General features: G+C 47.7%; 15 protein-coding genes. 2 read left to right on the top strand and 13 right to left on the bottom strand.

Translation table 11 applies throughout. The features are described from left to right. The first annotated feature begins 26 nt into the window (after positions 1-26). Positions 27-1,682 carry an MGH1-like glycoside hydrolase domain-containing protein gene (locus EL84_RS18670; protein WP_047842640.1) on the top strand — a complete coding sequence of 552 codons (1,656 nt, stop codon included), beginning with the start codon at positions 27-29 and terminating at the stop codon, positions 1,680-1,682. A 172-nt stretch (positions 1,683-1,854) separates the two neighbouring features. Here EL84_RS18670 and EL84_RS18665 read toward each other — a convergent pair whose 3' ends face one another. Then, positions 1,855-2,199 carry a hypothetical protein gene (locus EL84_RS18665; protein WP_047842639.1) on the bottom strand — a complete coding sequence of 115 codons (345 nt, stop codon included), beginning with the start codon at positions 2,197-2,199 and terminating at the stop codon, positions 1,855-1,857. Positions 2,200-2,322: 123 nt separating this feature from the next. On the opposite strand from EL84_RS18665, the gene EL84_RS18660 reads away from it, so the two are divergent. Continuing rightward, positions 2,323-2,745 carry a hypothetical protein gene (locus tag EL84_RS18660; protein WP_036608832.1) on the top strand — a complete coding sequence of 141 codons (423 nt, stop codon included), beginning with the start codon at positions 2,323-2,325 and terminating at the stop codon, positions 2,743-2,745. A gap of 199 nt (positions 2,746-2,944) precedes the next feature. Here the strand turns inward: EL84_RS18660 and EL84_RS18655 are convergent, their stop codons facing one another. From EL84_RS18655 to hxlA, 12 genes are all read right to left on the bottom strand, one after another. Beyond that, complete coding sequence (locus EL84_RS18655) at positions 2,945-6,118, bottom strand: bifunctional cytochrome P450/NADPH--P450 reductase (RefSeq protein WP_047842638.1); 3,174 nt, start codon at positions 6,116-6,118, stop codon at positions 2,945-2,947. A gap of 299 nt (positions 6,119-6,417) precedes the next feature. Beyond that, complete coding sequence (locus EL84_RS18650; protein ID WP_047842637.1) at positions 6,418-6,972, bottom strand: glutathione peroxidase; 555 nt, start codon at positions 6,970-6,972, stop codon at positions 6,418-6,420. Positions 6,973-7,188: 216 nt separating this feature from the next. Continuing rightward, positions 7,189-7,914: a LutC/YkgG family protein gene (locus tag EL84_RS18645; RefSeq protein ID WP_017688925.1), complete on the bottom strand. Its 726-nt coding sequence runs from the start codon at positions 7,912-7,914 to the stop codon at positions 7,189-7,191. Then, positions 7,904-9,421, bottom strand: coding sequence for a LutB/LldF family L-lactate oxidation iron-sulfur protein (locus tag EL84_RS18640; RefSeq protein WP_047842636.1), 1,518 nt, complete (start codon positions 9,419-9,421; stop codon positions 7,904-7,906). The genes EL84_RS18645 and EL84_RS18640 overlap by 11 nt, the downstream gene beginning before the upstream one ends. After that, entirely contained in the window at positions 9,418-10,146 is a 729-nt protein-coding gene (locus tag EL84_RS18635; RefSeq protein WP_017688927.1) for a (Fe-S)-binding protein, read from the bottom strand. Before EL84_RS18635 ends, EL84_RS18640 begins: the two co-directional genes overlap by 4 nt. A 113-nt stretch (positions 10,147-10,259) precedes the next feature. Continuing rightward, positions 10,260-11,021 carry a DeoR/GlpR family DNA-binding transcription regulator gene (locus EL84_RS18630; RefSeq protein ID WP_047842635.1) on the bottom strand — a complete coding sequence of 254 codons (762 nt, stop codon included), beginning with the start codon at positions 11,019-11,021 and terminating at the stop codon, positions 10,260-10,262. Position 11,022: 1 nt separating this feature from the next. Then, positions 11,023-12,516, bottom strand: coding sequence for a rhamnulokinase (locus EL84_RS18625; RefSeq protein ID WP_047842634.1), 1,494 nt, complete (start codon positions 12,514-12,516; stop codon positions 11,023-11,025). A 235-nt stretch (positions 12,517-12,751) separates the two neighbouring features. Continuing rightward, positions 12,752-13,267, bottom strand: coding sequence for a DUF2500 domain-containing protein (locus EL84_RS18620; RefSeq protein WP_235431549.1), 516 nt, complete (start codon positions 13,265-13,267; stop codon positions 12,752-12,754). A gap of 110 nt (positions 13,268-13,377) precedes the next feature. Further along, positions 13,378-15,180, bottom strand: coding sequence for an oligoendopeptidase F (pepF, locus tag EL84_RS18615; protein ID WP_047842633.1), 1,803 nt, complete (start codon positions 15,178-15,180; stop codon positions 13,378-13,380). A gap of 409 nt (positions 15,181-15,589) precedes the next feature. Then, on the bottom strand, positions 15,590-15,949 hold the full coding sequence (locus EL84_RS18610) for a winged helix-turn-helix transcriptional regulator (RefSeq protein ID WP_036608849.1): 360 nt from the start codon (positions 15,947-15,949) through the stop codon (positions 15,590-15,592). A gap of 267 nt (positions 15,950-16,216) precedes the next feature. Then, positions 16,217-16,780, bottom strand: coding sequence for a 6-phospho-3-hexuloisomerase (hxlB, locus tag EL84_RS18605; protein WP_047842632.1), 564 nt, complete (start codon positions 16,778-16,780; stop codon positions 16,217-16,219). A gap of 4 nt (positions 16,781-16,784) precedes the next feature. After that, positions 16,785-17,417: a 3-hexulose-6-phosphate synthase gene (hxlA, locus tag EL84_RS18600; protein WP_036670570.1), complete on the bottom strand. Its 633-nt coding sequence runs from the start codon at positions 17,415-17,417 to the stop codon at positions 16,785-16,787. Positions 17,418-17,640: the final 223 nt, after the last annotated feature.

The raw sequence follows: 17,640 nt of genomic DNA, 5'->3' as shown, positions 1-17,640 counted from the left end.
AAACCAGACACTGTGAGGAGGAACATATGACAGAAGAGATATTAAATCGGCTGCGCAACATTTCGATTATGGATCAAGTTCAGCCAGTTAAACCGGAAGATCAGCAGTTATTACAGGAATGGCATGCATCGGGTATCCGGTTTGCGGCATCGGGCGGACAACTGGAAGATACGTATTTTGCAGCGGTGGAGAAATTGCTTGCTTGTATTCTGCCCATGGGAGACAACGATCCTATTTTACAAGAAGGTGGCATCTATCTGGGATGTTGGTTAGAGAGCACAGGTACCATCAATGCGGAGCTGCTGTCTCGCCTGCTTCCATCTGTGTCCGAAACAACGTACCTCGCATTTGCCAAGCAGCAAAGAGATGATGGATTGCTCCCGTATAAACTCACGGCAAACGGACCCTCTTTCCGGCAAATCCAGTTGGTCACTCCGCTGGCACGCAGTGTATGGAACCACTATCAGCTTCATGGCAATCATGGGAAGCAATCGCCTTTCCTGAACACGATGTATAAGGCTATGGTTCGTTACGATGAGTGGATTGCACGCAACCGTGATACCCGAGGAACTGGCTGTGTAGAGGCCTTCAGTACGTTTGACACCGGACATGACTTATCCCCGCGATTCTGGCATGTTCCGGATACACCTTATATGAATGATGCTTCTGCCTATCATCCGGATTCTCCGATTCTGCCTTTTCTGGCACCGGATCTGACCGCCAATATCTATTGTCAGCGCATGTATCTGTCCCGTATGGCTGAAGAACTGGGGGAATCGGGAACGGATTGGAAAGCAAAAGCCGAGTCTAGCCTGGAAAGTCTCTTCCGTTATTGTTACGACGAACAGGATATGTTCTTCTATGATCGGGATCGCAATGACGAATTGGTCAGAGTCCAATCTGATGTGTTGCTCCGCGTAATGGCCTGCGAGGTGGGCGACCGTGAATTATTCGATAACCTACTGCGTCGGTACCTGTTGAATACAAGCAAGTTTTTCGCTAAATACCCGTTTACATCGATTTCAATGGATGATCCCAGATTCGATCCCTTTTCCTCCTATAACAGCTGGGGAGGGGCATCCAATTTCCTGAGTCTGATTCGGGCGCCACACGCATTCGAGCATCATCATCGATATGTAGAGCTAACTTGGGTAATGCAGCCTATCTTGTCCGCTCTATCCAAAGATAAGCGATTTGGTCAGGTACTAAGCCCCTGGACCGGAGAACAAGGTTTTACCGAGACGTACTCACCCTCCATCCTCTGTCTCCTCGATTATGTGGAGCGACTATGCGGAATTATGCCTGTTGGATCGAATCAGCTCTGGTTTACCGGACTGCTCCCCATCGACATGGATCATGGTGAGATCGTATCTGGCAACACGGCTTATAGCCGGAAAGTCAACGGAGTAGGATATGAATTGGTCAACACGCCTGATCGCATGACGGTATATCTGGAAGGCAAGGTTCATCTGGATGGCCCGTCAGGGATTCGACTGGTGACGGATCATAGTGGACATCTGGAAGGCGTTATTGGAATGAGCGTTCGCACGGTCGAGGGAGAGCTTTTCTATCAAGGAGAGCGCATTCCGATTCGGGTCAAAGGAAATGAAATGCAGCGTTACGCTGATGGAAGTTTGAGCACCGAGCGCGATATTGGCATCATCCATCCTACGTATCGTTAATTGTTTGTATGCAAAAAGCGCAAGTTGCCGAGGTATACTTCCCCTGCACTTGCGCTTTCCCCTTTTGCGCGTTTATATTTCTTTATTTCTTATTCATAAGGACACAAGATAGAAATTGACTACCACTGCGGAAATCATTCTCTCTCTGGTTACAGAGGAGATGAGTTTCACCTTACACCTTCCGGTTCCACGCCGGGTGACGATAAAATTCAATCGTATCAATATAATTTACCGTGAACTGCTGTTCCACATCCGACAGGTTCAACAGTTTGCGGTCGATTTGCTTCATCCCCATGACCACATCATGCCTTAGCAGGTCCATCGCAATTTTGCCTACAAATCCGCCTTCCATCTCTTTATGCTTGGTACGAAACTCTTCATTGTAGATCAGTTCAGGTGTGAATGCCGCTTCGACGAAAGCATTAACGAGCGTAAGCTCATTGCCCTCGATCTGCACTGCTAGATAATAATTGCCACGCTCATCCTTAATGAGGTCTTTATACATCTCTACGATCATGTGAATCACTCCTCTATTATAAAAGAAACCCCGTTAGCCTTAACGAACATGGGCTATCAAACGTACACCTTCCGACCCCGTTCCTTCATATACTAGGTACAAATGGCGAACGGAGGAATACTTATGAGCTGGCAGCATCTCCATACTGGAAAAACACTTCAGCAGCGCCTGGCAGAACTCCAGGGGCACCTTGCAGAACTGAATACTCCACTCTCCGGGTTGGAACCGGGACGTATTCGTCGTGTCTATCCAAGGCAGTTTATCAAAGTAAACCGGCAGTTATTCATTCCACTTAGTCTGAATTCCATTCGGGTATTCGATATTCCTCGAACACGGCGAGGCGTCAGAGTGGGAATCCGCACGACTTTCCCTTCCAGGAATGCATTTAACAATATCAGACTTGTGGGCGTGGGACTGGATTATCTTGAACTCCAGGGAAAAGGCAGAGTCCCTTCCCGTATATTATTTCCTCTCTCCAGCGTCGAGTCGATCTATCGGCCAACCACCGGAAGAAAAAACCTGAAACGGCCTTGTAGACGGAAGTAAAGCTGGTTCTTTTCGCAAGCCATACAATGGTTCCCAAATGTCTGCATACGGGTGCTCCCTTCCAATATATAATTATAACCCATGCAACCACTTATCTGCTGAAGAATCATTTTATGTCAAAAAGCGGTGAGAACAGAACTGCTTCTGTATCTCACCGCTCAGCCAGTTACGGATCAAGCTTACCCTTCACATGTGTACATCAGATGCCTGTCCATACATCCTTGGCATAACGACCTTCCTGCTGAAGCTGATTAAGCCAATCTTCTGCTTGCTTCGCGGATTTGCCATGAATATCAGCGTATGCCTGCTGGAGTGTAGCTTCCACATCAGGTGCCATCTTGCTGCCATCACCGCAGATATACAGATGCGCACCCTCTTCAAACAAAGGAATCAGATGACGGGCATCGTCTCTCATCAGATGTTGTACATAACATTTCTCCTCCCCATCTACACGGGAGAAGGCCGTATGAAGTTTCACAAGCCCTTCTTGCTGGGCTGCTTCCAATTCATTTTTGTACAGATAATCATGCTCGGGATTCCGGCATCCAAAGTACAGGTGGGCTTCGCCAACCTCACGACCTTGTTCCTTCAATACGTGCCTTGCCTGCAAGAAACCTCGGAATGGAGCAACACCTGTACCCGGACCTACCATGATAACGGGAACCTGTGCATCCTCCGGCAGTTGGAAGCCGGATTCCGGTGTCCGCGTGAACATGACGATCTCGTCACCCGGTTTCAGGTTAGCCAGATAGTTGGACGCAATTCCTTTGTATTCTCCCTGCCCACTCCATGCAGGGGCACGCACAACACTAACCGTAATACTCGCTTGATCGGGCTGAACACGTGGTGAACTGGAGATCGAATAATATCTGGCTTTTAGTGAAGGCAATAATTCAAGGAAACGCTCAAACGGCAATTCACATGCCTCATATTTCTCCAGATAATCCAGCATGGAGATCCGTTTGTTCCGAACTTCATCCATATACACAGATTCATCAAGCAGCGCTTCAAGTTCTTTCTTATGCGGTGGACATACGGTGTATGCTGCCATTTCTCTCAACTGCGCACGAGTTGCCGCCTCCTGAAGCTCAACGCTATGACTGAGCAGATCATAGAGGTTCACCGGTTGTTGCAGCGGTAGATGCGCGGCACTCCGACCGGATGCATCCAGAACAAGATGCTCCGTTCCGGTGAATCCATAACGACGCAATACACGTTCCACAAGTTCCGGTGGATTCTGTGGCAGAATGCCCAGATGATCCCCTTCCTTGTAGGTTATGCCTTCAGGCAATTTGATCTCCAGGTGACGTGTGCTTCGTTCACTGCCCGCGTCGTGAAGCTCCCTGTTCTCAAGTACTTCTGCCACATGGGCATCATACGTATCCGCAAGCGGTGTTACGGCGAGCCCACTGACAAACTGTACAGATAGGGAACTGCGTTCGCTATTGGAGCTTGTGTTCAGTTTCAGTCCCATCGTTCGTGCGAGATCTGGCCATAATTGCTCTGTCCAATCCCCCACCTGTTTCTCGAAATCTCCACTGGCATCTGACTCACCCAGCGGTGATAACCGCTCTGCTCCTCTGGAAGATAACTGTTCATCTATTAAACGCGGAATACGCTGATAGGTGCTGGCCCAGTTGTGGTCACCGCATCCAAGAACGGCGAAACGCACTCCTTTGAATTCATTCGCATCTGCATGTTCGATCCACTCGACAAACATCTTGGCATTACTTGGCGGCTGACCATTATAGGATGCACTGACAATAATGACGGCGCCCTCCTTTGGCAGTTTGCCAACACGATCATCCAGCGTAGCGACCTCACTCCGGAAACCCTGATATCTGGCGGTATCCGCAATTTCACGTGCAATGCCTTCAGCGGTACCCAGATTGGAACCGTACAGAACAAGCATCGGTGTGTGGTGGGCATTGGTTGCATCCGGCTCCGTTCTTTTGGCAACCGGCTTTGGTTCTTCTACCGCTACACCCGGAACGGCCATGACTGGCTGCCCGCCACGCGCACGTACACGAATTGTGAAGTTATCCGGTTTGAGCGTCAGCGTTTCTTTCACTTTTAACTGATAATCCGAATGATCTATGAAGTCAAAATGCTTCAACACCATGCCCAGTACCAGCGTTGCTTCCTGAAGTGCAAACTGCTGACCAATGCAGGCCCGTTGACCGTTACCAAAAGGTTTATAGGCATCATGCGGCACTTTGCTCGGATCTTCGAACCGTTCCGGGCGGAATTCCTCGACATCGTCTCCCCAGGCTTCGCGGTCACGATGCAGCTTGGGAATAAGTACACTGACGCTGTCTCCTTTTTGCAAAGGATATTGACCCGCAAGTACCGTGTCCTCTTTTGCATACAGGGAAAATGCTGGGGCCGTAGGCCATAACCGCAGTGCTTCATTCAAAACCATGCGAACATACTTCAGATTGCGAACCTGGTTGTACGTGGGAACCGGATCTTTCAGAATCTGATCCACCTCAGCTTGTGCTTTAGCCAGCGTATCCGGATTCTTCATCAGATAATAAACGGCGAAGGATAACAGTCCACTTGTGGTCTCATGTCCAGCAATCAGGAATGTAATAATCTGATAACGGATGTTCTTATCATCCAGCGTTTCTCCTGTTTCCGGGTCCTTGCCGCTGAGCATGTGGGACAACAGATCATCTGCGCCTTCCTGCGGTTTCTCTTTGCGCTCGGCAATAATGTGATCCACCAAAGAGAACATGGAACGGATATCCTGTTCAAACTGTTTCTTTTTGGTGATCATCAGCTTGTCTTGCAGACGCAGTCGCTGCAATGAACTCATGGATTCATCCAACGCACGAACCATACTCGTAATGAATGGATGTGGTTCTTCCCGATAGAAGCTGTTAAACCGATAGTTGAACCCACACAGGCCAATCGTGTCGAGCGTAAGACGTGTCATATCATCCGGAACGTTAACCGTCTCATCCGGGTTCAATCGTGACCATTTCTGAACCAGCTGCACAGCCAGATCAATCATTTTGTTGTGATATCCCTGCATCGCACGTTGACTGAAACTTGGCAGCAGTACGTTATGGGCTTTTTTCCAATTCGGTTCTTCGGTCCAACTCGTAAAGAGTCCATCTCCTGCAAAAGCACGAACCTTTGCAAGGGGTGCCCACACACGTTTGTCGAATTTGGATTCATCCGTTACCTCGGCAACCAGTTCGTGACCTGAAATATACAATTCACTTCGCCCCGGGTATTCCATACGAAAGATCGGTCCATATTCTTCAGCCAGTTTCACCAAAGATTGCACCGGCTCTTCAAAGTTCAATTGCGGCAAGTTGCCCAGTGGGCCAAATGTTTTTGGTTGAGGCACTGAAATTGGTGGCATGACGCTCACTCCTTCTTCCCAAGTTAAGAGTTCTACAACTAAAAATAATGACTTGATTTACAGACTCGATTACACTTACTCTTCAGATCAACAGATTCAAGTTATTTTTTGCACATTTTCATATTTCATCCAGATAACGATAAAACCATTCAAAGAACTAACTGACCGAAATGGTATATTGGTCATTTTTGATCAAAAAAAATGGAGGACTTCGTTATCTTCTTTTACCCTAACATTTCCAGTTCTAATCTTCAACAGTCCCAAAGTCATAGGACCTCAGGACAGGGATTAAGGTATACTTATGATTTCTTCAACAAATTCTGAATAACTGACTCCATCTCTAATGGAGCTACTGTCGTTTCATAACGGCCATGGACGTTCCCACTGCGATCAATCAGGAATTTGGTGAAATTCCATTTGATGCCGTCACCTTGATACAATTCTGGATGCTTCTCCTTCACAAAGGTGTCCATCCACTGTCCTTCCTTCGTGTTCAGATCATAACCTTGAAATGGCGCTTCTTCAATCAGATAACGAAACAACGGATGCATCGATCGCCCAACGACCTCAATTTTCTCCAAGATCGGAAAGGATATCTGAAACTGACTTCTGCAATACTCGGCTACCTCAGTGTTATTCCCAGGTTCTTTGTCGTTAAACTGGTTGCATGGAAACGCCAGAATCTCTAGCCCCTGTTCACCATATTTCTCATACATCTGCTGAAGTTCACTGAATTGCCGGGAGTAGCTACACCGACTTGCTGTATTCACAATAAGCAGTACTTTCCCTTTAAAAGCAGAAAAATCACCGTTATGTCCATCCATAAACGGAACTTGGTAAGAAAATATACTCATCAATATTCATCCTCCTCTTTCTCTTTTATATCTCATATGAATTCTCTCTTGAGATGGATTATACACCTCCATTATTAATAGGTGAAATATATAATTAATATAATTTTAATAGTTTTTAACTATAGTGAAAAAAAATAAAAAACTGCCCTCTGCAGTCAAATACTGCATCTCGGACAGTTATCAAAATCATGATGCGCCATCACGCTCAACACACCGTTAACCCATTATTAAACCATATACAATGCCTGGTCCGTGAACGCCAATGGTTAAATCATTTTCAATATCGGAAGATCGGCTTGGCCCTGAAATAAAGTGGATGCCTGCTGGAAGATTCTCTCTTCCCGCTTCGTCAAATCGATCCAGCGTCTCACCCAGTCTGGTGTACAGTCGATCTACTGGAATAATGATGATGAGTACCGTAGGCAAGAGACTGACTGAACGACCTTTTTCCGGTGAAGAAAGCACAGTGACCGAGCCTGTGTATGCTGTTGCATAATCCGCCATAACCACACCGATATCCGCCTCAGCTGCCCGAGCCTTCCAATTCTCATCAGCCTGACTATTCCAGACTGAGATCTGTACATCCGGAAGCTGCTCTTCCAATCCGAGATCCTGTAACGCCTGTTCATTCTGACGAATGATATACCTGGCACTCAGTTCATGAGATTTGTTGGCAATAAATTGAGATACTTCTTCCATGTTCTGAACCCGGGCGATGTGTGCGCCTACACTCACAAAGTTATCCGTAAATGCTTGAATACGCTTCTCTTCATCCCATTCCAGCTCAGTCCAAAAGTCGGGTGCTCCCCGAAAGGGTTGGGTCGGCGCATGGCGTTGCCTTGGTCTCCTCAATTTCGAAGCAATATCATTCATGAACTGCTCCTGTTTCTCCATGGACTTCTTCTCCAATTGCGCGAGCCATTGCTGATGTTCAGTGACCATGCTTATCCTCCCCTTCTTCTCGTTCACGAATAATCTGCTCCATACGACTGCGAACGGAAGAATCCATGGCCGATTGCTTCTGGTTCAGTTCCTGATCCAGCTTGTTCCATTGTTGCCGGAAGGATTTCTTGGCGAGGCTTGGCGCAACCCGATAATTGTTCCAGCCTTTAAGTGGACCCAATTTGAGTGAAATGCCGTTGTTGCGTACAACTGCCTTCTGCCCGATCTGTCCGAGACGTATGGCCGCACTGAAACGTTTGGAATTGGATACAACAGCGGCAAATCCCTTCATGCCCATGCTTTCCATTTTGTTTCCATGGCCGTCTTCCACTTTACGCCTACGTAGATAAACGAGCATATCATGCAATGGAATTTTAACTGGACATGCTTCATAACAGGCTCCGCACAGACTCGAAGCACCCGCAATATCGTTCCATTCATCAATGTTGCCATTGAGTGCAGGAGTCAGTACTGCGCCAATCGGACCACTGTATGTTCCACCGTAGGCATGACCTCCAATATGACGATATACCGGGCAAGCATTCAGACAAGCACCACAGCGAATACAATTCAGCAACTCCTGGAATTCAGGATCACCGAGCTGTAAGGATCGACCGTTGTCCACGATAATAATGTGCATTTCATCCGGTCCATCCGCATCCGCTGTACGGCGAGGACCTGTGATGCCTGACATGTACATCGTGAGTTTCTGACCTGTTGCGGAACGCGGCAACAAGGTTGCCATGACCTCCAGATCCGTCCACGACGGGATGATCCGCTCCATGCCCATCAGTGTAATCTGCGTTTTTGGAACAGTGGATACCATACGGGCATTACCTTCATTTTCGAACAAAACCATGGAACCCGTCTCTGCAATCGCAAAATTGCAACCGGTCATGCCGATATCTGCTTCGAGGAATTTCTCACGCAACTTTTTGCGAACAAATCCAGCAAGTACCGTTGTGTCCGGCTCCAGAATTTCGCCCGCTTCCTTCGATAACAACTCTGCAATCTGGTAGCGGTTCTTATGGATCGCTGGAATGACAATATGAGAAGGGGCTTCGCCTGCCAACTGTATGATGTATTCACCCAGATCGGTCTCAATGGCTTCAATGCCCGCCGACTCCAATACATGATTCAGATGTACTTCCTCCGACACCATCGATTTGGACTTCACCACCGTAGAAGCCTGCTTGTGCGCCGCAATATCCAGCGCAATCGCCGCTGCTTCCACCGATGTATCTGCAAAATGAATATGAACCCCGTTCGCACGGGCGTTATTCACAAATTCATTCAGGTAATAATCCAGATACGCAATCGTATGCAGACGAATCTGACGGCCACGCTCCCGCCATTCATCCCAATTCCCATGTTCTTCTGAGGCAGACTTCTTTCCGTTACGCAATCGTTCTGTCGTGAATTTGACCGCTTTACGCAAAAAATCATCGTTCAAGGCCAGTCCGGCACGTTCTTTGACCGTAGTATCCATAACTCCCGGTTGGCTCATCCTGTTCGCACCCCCTCATACAGTAGTTCCGCCAGATGCATCACACGCACCGGTTCATTCCGATAACGCAGATTACCTGCGATATTCATCAGACAGGCCATGTCCAGACCAACCAGCACTTCAGCTTGTGTCTCTTTGACATGATCAACTTTCTCCGTCACCATCGCTCCCGAAATATCGGACATTTTAATGGCAAACGTACCCCCGAACCCACAGCAATCCTCAGCGAAAGGAAGCGGAACCAATTCCAGTCCTTTCACCTGAGAGAGCAGCGCCATCGGTTCATCCTTTACACCCAGCAGACGGCTGCCATGACAGGATGGATGATAGGTTACTTTGTGCGGAAAATGTGCGCCCAGATCGGTTATCCCGAGTACCTGAACGAGGAATTGAGTAAACTCATAAGCTTTGGCTTCCAATCGTTTTGCCTTCTCCAACCATACTGGTTCATCCGCGAACAGCTCGGGATAATGATGAATCATATACGTACACGATCCCGAAGGACATACCACAAAATCACTGTCGTCAAACGCTTCAAGAATCGTTTTGGCCGCTACCCGAGTCTCATCCCAGTACCCGCTATTGTAGGAAGGCTGACCGCAGCAGGTCTGCACCGGCGGAAAATCCAGCCGAACGCCATGAGCGGCGAGCAATCTGACCATGGCCTCCCCCACTCGGGGATAGATGGCATCGCTGAGGCAGGTAATAAATAAGGAGACCTTCATAATTACACGCTCCTATTAACTGATTAGTAGATGAATTAACTAAGAATATTTACACTGGACACTCCGTTTCGTGTAAATGTTTAGTTCAATTTATATAGATAAAATCCAAAAGATTAAACCGTGATGATACCAATATCGTATCCGCTCAAACGTTCTGTCTGTTCAGCCTCCAATGGCTGATTGGTAACGATCGTATGGACTGCATTTAACCCGGATACTCGGGCAAAAGCACGGACACCAAATTTACTGGCATCTGCAAGTAAGATGACTTGATCGGATATGCCAACCATCTTCTGTTTCAGCCTTGCCTGGAGTTCATTGGATTCACTGATTCCGCCACCTTCGAGATGTACACCTTTGCACGACATAAACATTTTATCCACGTGATACGTTTCCAAAGAACGCTCCGCCAGCGGCCCAACAAAAGACAACGAGCGCGATGCCAGCTGACCCCCTGTTGAGATGACCTCAACCTTGTCACGGTTGCTGAGTTCAGTGGCAATTTGGATCGAGTTGGTTAAGACCGTCAGCGGGAAATCCGGCATATTCGCTGCCATATAACCTGCCGTTGTGCTCGCATCCAACAGAATGCGATCACCCGGATTAATCATTGCCAGAGCCGCTTGTGCAATCCGTTTTTTCTCTTCCGCATGGGTTGTCTCCCTGATCCGGTAAGGGATCTCCGGTTGATCTTCCTTCACACTCACTGCACCACCGTGAGATCGGCGCAGTCGTCCTGCCTGTTCCAGCCGATCCAGATCCCGCCGGATGGTTTCCTCCGTCACCCGGCAGCGCTCACTAAGCTCGGATACACGCATACTTCCCTTTACATTCACCATCTCCACAATTCGGTCATACCGCTCGGCTGCCAGCATGTTACACCTCACTCCCCGCTTGTGAATTAGATGAAGCCGTCACACGCAGAAATCTGCCATAAGCATCTTCCCAGATTGACCTGTCCTGCGGCTCATACGCAGTTACCGGAAATGAATCACGAATGGCCTTACGAGCTTCCCAGATATCTTTAAAAGCTCCGCTCGCCATCCATTGCACAGCCATATTTCCGATGGCACTTCCCTCTGCCGGACCTGCCCATACCGGCTTGCCAATGGAATTTGCAGTCCACTGACATAACAGGCGGTTCTGGATGCCTCCACCGACCATATGCAATCCGTTGAACGTCTGACCCGACAATTGCTCCGTCCATTCCAGAACTCTTCTATACTTCAATGCAAGACTCTCCAGAATTGCCCGGGCAATAGCCCCCTGATCCTCTGGTACCACTTGCCCTGTATCACGGCAATACTGACGTATACGGGTCGTCATATCTCCTGCTGGCATGAATAGTTCATCATCCGGATCAAACAAACTGGCAAATGGAGCTGCCTGTTCCGCCTTCGCCAACAACGCTTCGTAGCTAATTCCCTGCCCCTGACGACCCCACTCCCGCATACTTTCCTGCAAAATCCATAAGCCCATAATGTTCTTCAGCAGACGGAAGGTTCCGCCCGCCCCGCCTTCGTTCGTGAAGTTCAAGGCCAGACTCTGGCTACTTATCGCAGGATGATCTATCTCCGTACCCATCAGGGACCAGGTTCCACAACTCAGATAAGCAAATGAACGTTCCGTCGCAGGAACAGCCACAACGGCTGAACCCGTATCATGCTCCGCAACAGCGATCACGGGGATCGGGGAAAGACCCAGATCGTTACAGATACTGCTTCGCAATTGTCCAACACGGGTACCAGGCAGCACGGCTTCACCAAACAATTTCTCCGAAATGCGAATATGCGCCAGCAACTCACTATCCCACTGCCCCGCTGATGGATTGTATAATTGTGTTGTGGTTGCATTCGTGAACTCATTCACCGCTTCCCCTGTCAGGAAATAACGTAGCAAATCCGGAATCATGAGAAAACGCTCTGCTTCATGAAGTAACGGGGAACCGCTACGTTGAAGCGTTGCCAATTGATACAAAGTATTAAAGCTAAGAAACTGAATCCCTGTACGTTCGAAGATTCGCTGAGAGGTCAGCTCTTGCCGTACCTGATCCATCATGCCGTTAAACTGTGTATCACGGTAATGATACGGGTTACCTAGCAACTCACCATTACTGCCGAGCAAACCAAAATCAACGCCCCAGGAATCGATCCCCAGGCTCTCCGGCTTTTCTCCCTGCTGTTTCACAAGGGTAAGCCCTTGCAACAATTCATGATGTAATCGCAGAATATCCCAGTGCATCCGCTCGCCAACCTTCACTGGTTCATTCTTGAACCGATGAATTTCGCTCGTTTCGATCCCACGATCATTCAGATGTCCCAGTAACGCTCTCCCGCTCCCAGCGCCCAAATCATAAGCCAGCACACTCACCGCGCTTCACCAACCTTTCGAACCCATCCTATTTTCCAAACGGCATCCCTTGATTCAGTCCGTAACCCTGTACTTTATTCTGTATTTATTGTTTGTTTGTTTTTGTTTAATACTGTTTTACTTTATTTTACGAGTATATCACCATTGTAAGCGTTTGAATACCCTTCGGTTTTTCTTTCTTTTGGGTATAGCAAAAACGACTCTCTCCCACCTGGGAGGAGCCGCATTTCTTTTCTCACGTATAAAACTGGCTTTTACTTATCCCCGACTGGGGCTGTACATCTCTCTCAAAATGCTTGAAACGTGTCCCCTGATACGTCAGCATCCCTCGATCATTTTCCACCATCATACCATAATGGTTTCCGCCAACAATCAGTTCAGTGCGCTCCCCATTGTCGAATTCAAATGTAACATAATACCGGGTAGTCGCACTGCTATCGCCGCTTCCACCTGAGACTTCCGTTCGTTTAGCCACCACTGTTGAGTGCAGGGTTAACAAGGCTGCTGCGTTATTTGACATCCCTGAGCGTATGCCTGAAAAAATAACAAAAACAATGACTCCCGCAATGATGAGAAATATGGCACCAATGAAAATCGAAGCAAATGCATTCATTGCAGCAAACTCACTAAATCCCGAAAAAAAACCACCCTGATTGCCTTCAAAACCTGGTACTCCATTCATGTCGTCAAACACACCAAAGCCATCTACGCTTAATCGGCCCATCGATGAGGACACGCTTCTTAACGCCATTCATCATCGTTCCTTTCCCCTTGCAAAAATAAGATGCACCGCCCCCACGCAAGGAAGGCGGTGCATGCAGACAACCCGTTCTGCCTTGTCCATATACTATATGAACCAGATCAGGAATACAGACGTTCAAGTTCGTCGACCAGACTGCCGACATAAGCAACCGCAGAGCGAATCGGCTCAGGTCCGGACATATCCACACCCGCAAGTTTCATTAACTCCTGCGGTGTGAGACTTCCACCAGCTTTGAGTGCATCAAGCCAGCGATCTACCGCAGGCTGTCCTTCTTCACGAATCTGCTGTGCAGCCGCTGTGGAAGCCGTCAAGCCTGCCGCATAGGTATACGGATATAGTCCCATATAATAATGAGGTTGTCTCATCCACGTGAGTTTAGCCCCTTCATCAATTACCAGATCGGGTCCCCAGAATTCGGAAAGGATGTCTCCTTTGAGCTGACTTAACGTCTTCGCCGTAATGGGCTCATCTTTGGTTGCGCGCGCATACACCCTGCGCTGTAATTCACCTTCCAGCAGATGTGTAACGAAGTTATGGTAATACGTGTTCAACAGTTGCAAAATGACCCAACGACGCATTCTCGGATTATCGGAACGCTTCAATAGATGATCGGCCAACAGCATTTCATTCATGGTCGATGGTGCCTCAATGAAATAAAGAGATGGCCGTGTATTCGTGAGCCGTTGGTAACGTCCCGCAAGCATGAAGTGGCCTGCATGCCCCACTTCATGGGCAAGTGTAAATGCTCCGCGCATATTGTTTGCCCATGAAATTAAGATATAGGAGTGTGAACCATATATAGAGGAGCAAAATGCCCCTGTGGATTTGCCTGCGTTATCTGCGTAATCCACCCAGCGATCACTGAATGCGCGCTCTACGATCTCGCCGTACTCCGGCCCAAGCACATCAAGCGCTTCTCGAATGAGTATGCACGCCTCATCATATGTAATGGCAGGGCTAAATTCAGGATCAAGCGGCGCCTTCAGATCACAAAACATCAGTTTGTCCAGACCCAGCTCACGTTTCTTGAGAGCCGCCAGTCTGCGCATATGAGGTGCGAGTTCTTGCTGGATAATATCCAGAATATTATTGTACATCTCTTTGCTCACTTGTTGTGGGCTGAGAAGCATATCTGTAACATCGTCGTAACCACGCAGCCTGGATAAAACAACCTGTTTCTTCACTTCGGTTGCATAACCTTCTGCAAACGTATTTTTGTAATCATTTAATTTCGAGCTGAATGCAGCATAAGCAGAACGGCGCAGCGTTGTATCAGACGACATCTCATAATTATTTTCATAGAATGACCAGGACAGTGGACGATTATTGTCCTCTCCATCAAGAGCATCGTCAAACGTCATGTCTGCCAGTTTACCGCGCAGATAGATACGGTATGGCGAATCCAGTACCTCTCCTAATGAAGCAAGTACCTTCTCGGTCTCGGGCGTAAGCCGATGTGCTTTTTCTCGAATCAAACGCTCCAAACTGCGCGCATACGGCTCCAATCCCGGAAGTTCTTCAAGGTAACGTTCAACGGTTCCCTCCGGCAGATCAACGATCTCCGAATTGATAAAAGACAAGGACGAAGACAGATTTGATAGGATATCTCCTGCCTTGGCTGAATTCTCAATATTCACCGGATTGGTGCTGTCCTCTGACTGCTTCAGTCGAGCATAAGAAGCCGTCTTGCCGATCCGCTCCTGCAAAGCTTCACGCGCATCCAGACAAGCCAGCAGTTGTTCAGCGCCTTCGCCAAGACGTCCTTTGAACGTTTCGATCTGGGCAGCAGCCAGCGGAAGTGATCGAAGCTCCTGCTCCCACTCTACATCGGTTACAAACAAGTCTTTCAGATCCCAAGTAGTTTCTGGGTTTACCTCAGCACGTGTACGTATTTTTTCCATCTTTAGTTGTCATCCTCCTTGCATTTTCCAATATCTCTCATCGTATCATATTCCGCGCATCTATACATGACATCTGCGAACAATGAGACTTTTGGTATGGATTTATGGTAGAGCAGACAAACGGATTACTCCTTATTACTCCGCTGGCAGAATAGCCTTTCGATCGCTGTTATCCCCGGATTTTTTGATTCTCTTTTTTAAAGGTGAAAATCCGTTGATAAAGGCGAAGCGTATGCTTCCGATGTAGCTTTCTTTCAGAAAGCTTTTAGCTCCGCTTCTTCAAGCTATTTCTGTCCTCTACGTTTCGTATAAACTTTTGCTCATGTGACCGTGGTCTGAAAGTAACTAAAAAACCGCCAGGTAATGGAAGAATCCATTTACCCGGCGGTTCATTATAGAACTTACTTGTTTAGCTTTCTTTCCAAATTACATTTTCACCATAGTTTTTACCCCAGTTATACATCGCGTGCAGGACGGGCATCAGGCTTTGACCGTGATCTGTCAACGTATATTCCACCCGAGGTGGTACCTCTGCATACACCTTGCGTTCAATCAGTTTGTCTTCCTCCAGCTCACGTAACTGGTTGGTCAGCATCTTCTGGGTAATATGAGGGATTAGGCGTTTCAGCTCACTGAAACGTTTGGTGCCTTCCAGACCCAAATGCCACAAAATAATCAGTTTCCACTTGCCACCGATCACCGCAAGGGTCAATTCCTTCTCACAGTTGATTTCTTTCAGATTAATCCGTTCCTTCACTTCGGACGCCATGGCTCCGAGCCCCCTCATCTTCAATCTTATATCGCGTATATTACACATATCACGGGGACACTTCACACGAGGTAAGCTTTCCGCTCCATGCATGATGTAATAAGTACATTCATTCGATACAGCTATCTATTAATTCTACTACAGCCTGGTCGGGATGCAAAGTTTAACTGTAAATCAAGGATAAAACCTATACAGATGAATGATTATGTATCGCAGAAAAGACCAGAACCCTTCATGATCAAAGGATTCCGGTCTTTCATCTATTCACTATTCCAGGTTCGCGTGGCGGCCAAACATATCCGCTCCGGTCATACCCTTCATTTCCATCATCGTAAGGATGAGAGCATCCATGCCGATTAACAGTCCTTGTTCGAACAACGAGCCCATCGGCTGAATGGTTACTGCCGCTCCGGAAGTTGCTGTGTCCTCTTTGGCTGAAGCCGGGAGACGCACTACCGTAGTTGCCAATTTCCCAATCGTGGACTCTGGCTTAATCGTAATGAGACCTACAGGCGCACCAGCCTGACTAGCCTTTTGAGCCATGGCCACCAGACTGCCTGTCTCTCCTGAGCCAGAGCACAGCAAGAGGAAATCTTTCGAGCTGATCCCAGGTGTTACGGTTTCGCCCACCACATATACACGAAGCCCCATCTGCATCAGTCTCATGGCAAAAGCCTTCCCCATAAGTCCTGACCGGCCTGCTCCTGCTACAAAAATCTGTTCCGCAGCCAGAATGTGCTCAGCCATCGCTTGCATCTCTGCATCGTCGATCTGGCTTAACGTACGTTCCAGCTCCTTCAAGATGTCAGCTGCGTACTGTGTTTTGCTCATCTGCTTACCCTTGTTTAACGAGACGTTGCATTTCAGCTGCAACTGCCGCTTTGTCTGCTTGTCCTGTGATACCGCCGCCTACAATAACCAGATCCGGTTGTGCTTTGATTACTTCTGGCAATGTTTCCAGCTTGATTCCACCAGCGACAGCCGTTTTAGCATTTTTCACAGCAGCTTTGATCGTTTGCAGATCTTCGAACGGGCTTTGTCCTTCAGCTTGCAGGTCATAACCTGTGTGTACACAGATGTAATCTACGCCAAGCGCATCAATTTCACGAGCACGTTGTTCAAGGTTAGGCACGTTGATCATGTCCACAAGAACTTGTTTGTTTTGTTTTTTCGCTTCTGCTACTGCACCTTTGATCGTACTGTCATTGGTTGCCCCAAGCACAGTGATTAGATCCGCACCAGCTTCAGCTGCTTTCATGATTTCATAACCACCAGCATCCATGATTTTAAGGTCTGCAAGAACTTGCAGATTAGGGAATGCTTCTTTCATTGCTTTTACCGCGTGCAAACCTTCATTAATAACGATTGGAGTACCAATCTCAACGATATCAATATATTGTTCAACCTCTTTAACCAGTGCGATACCTTCAGGGATATTTACCAAGTCAAGCGCCAATTGCAATTTCATCATTTATTTCTCCTTTGTTGTTCAAGTATGATTTGTTCCTGTAAAAATAATAATCAGATATTTAGCCTGCACCAATTTGTCTGTTCAGATGCATGCAGTGTTTGTTTTGGCTACTCACTCATTGTAGACCCTGACTATCCATTCAGGAAGTACGCACTTTGAAGTGGGGTAGTTACTTGCACGATACTATTGATAATTATTCGTTGTTAGGTGAACCTATATA

This window comes from Paenibacillus sp. VT-400 (assembly GCF_001029205.1).
GTDB classification, from domain to species: Bacteria; Bacillota; Bacilli; order Paenibacillales; family Paenibacillaceae; genus Paenibacillus; species Paenibacillus amylolyticus.
The sequence above is the reverse complement of the archived record's forward strand: the minus strand, read 5'-3'. Positions and strand labels throughout refer to the sequence as shown.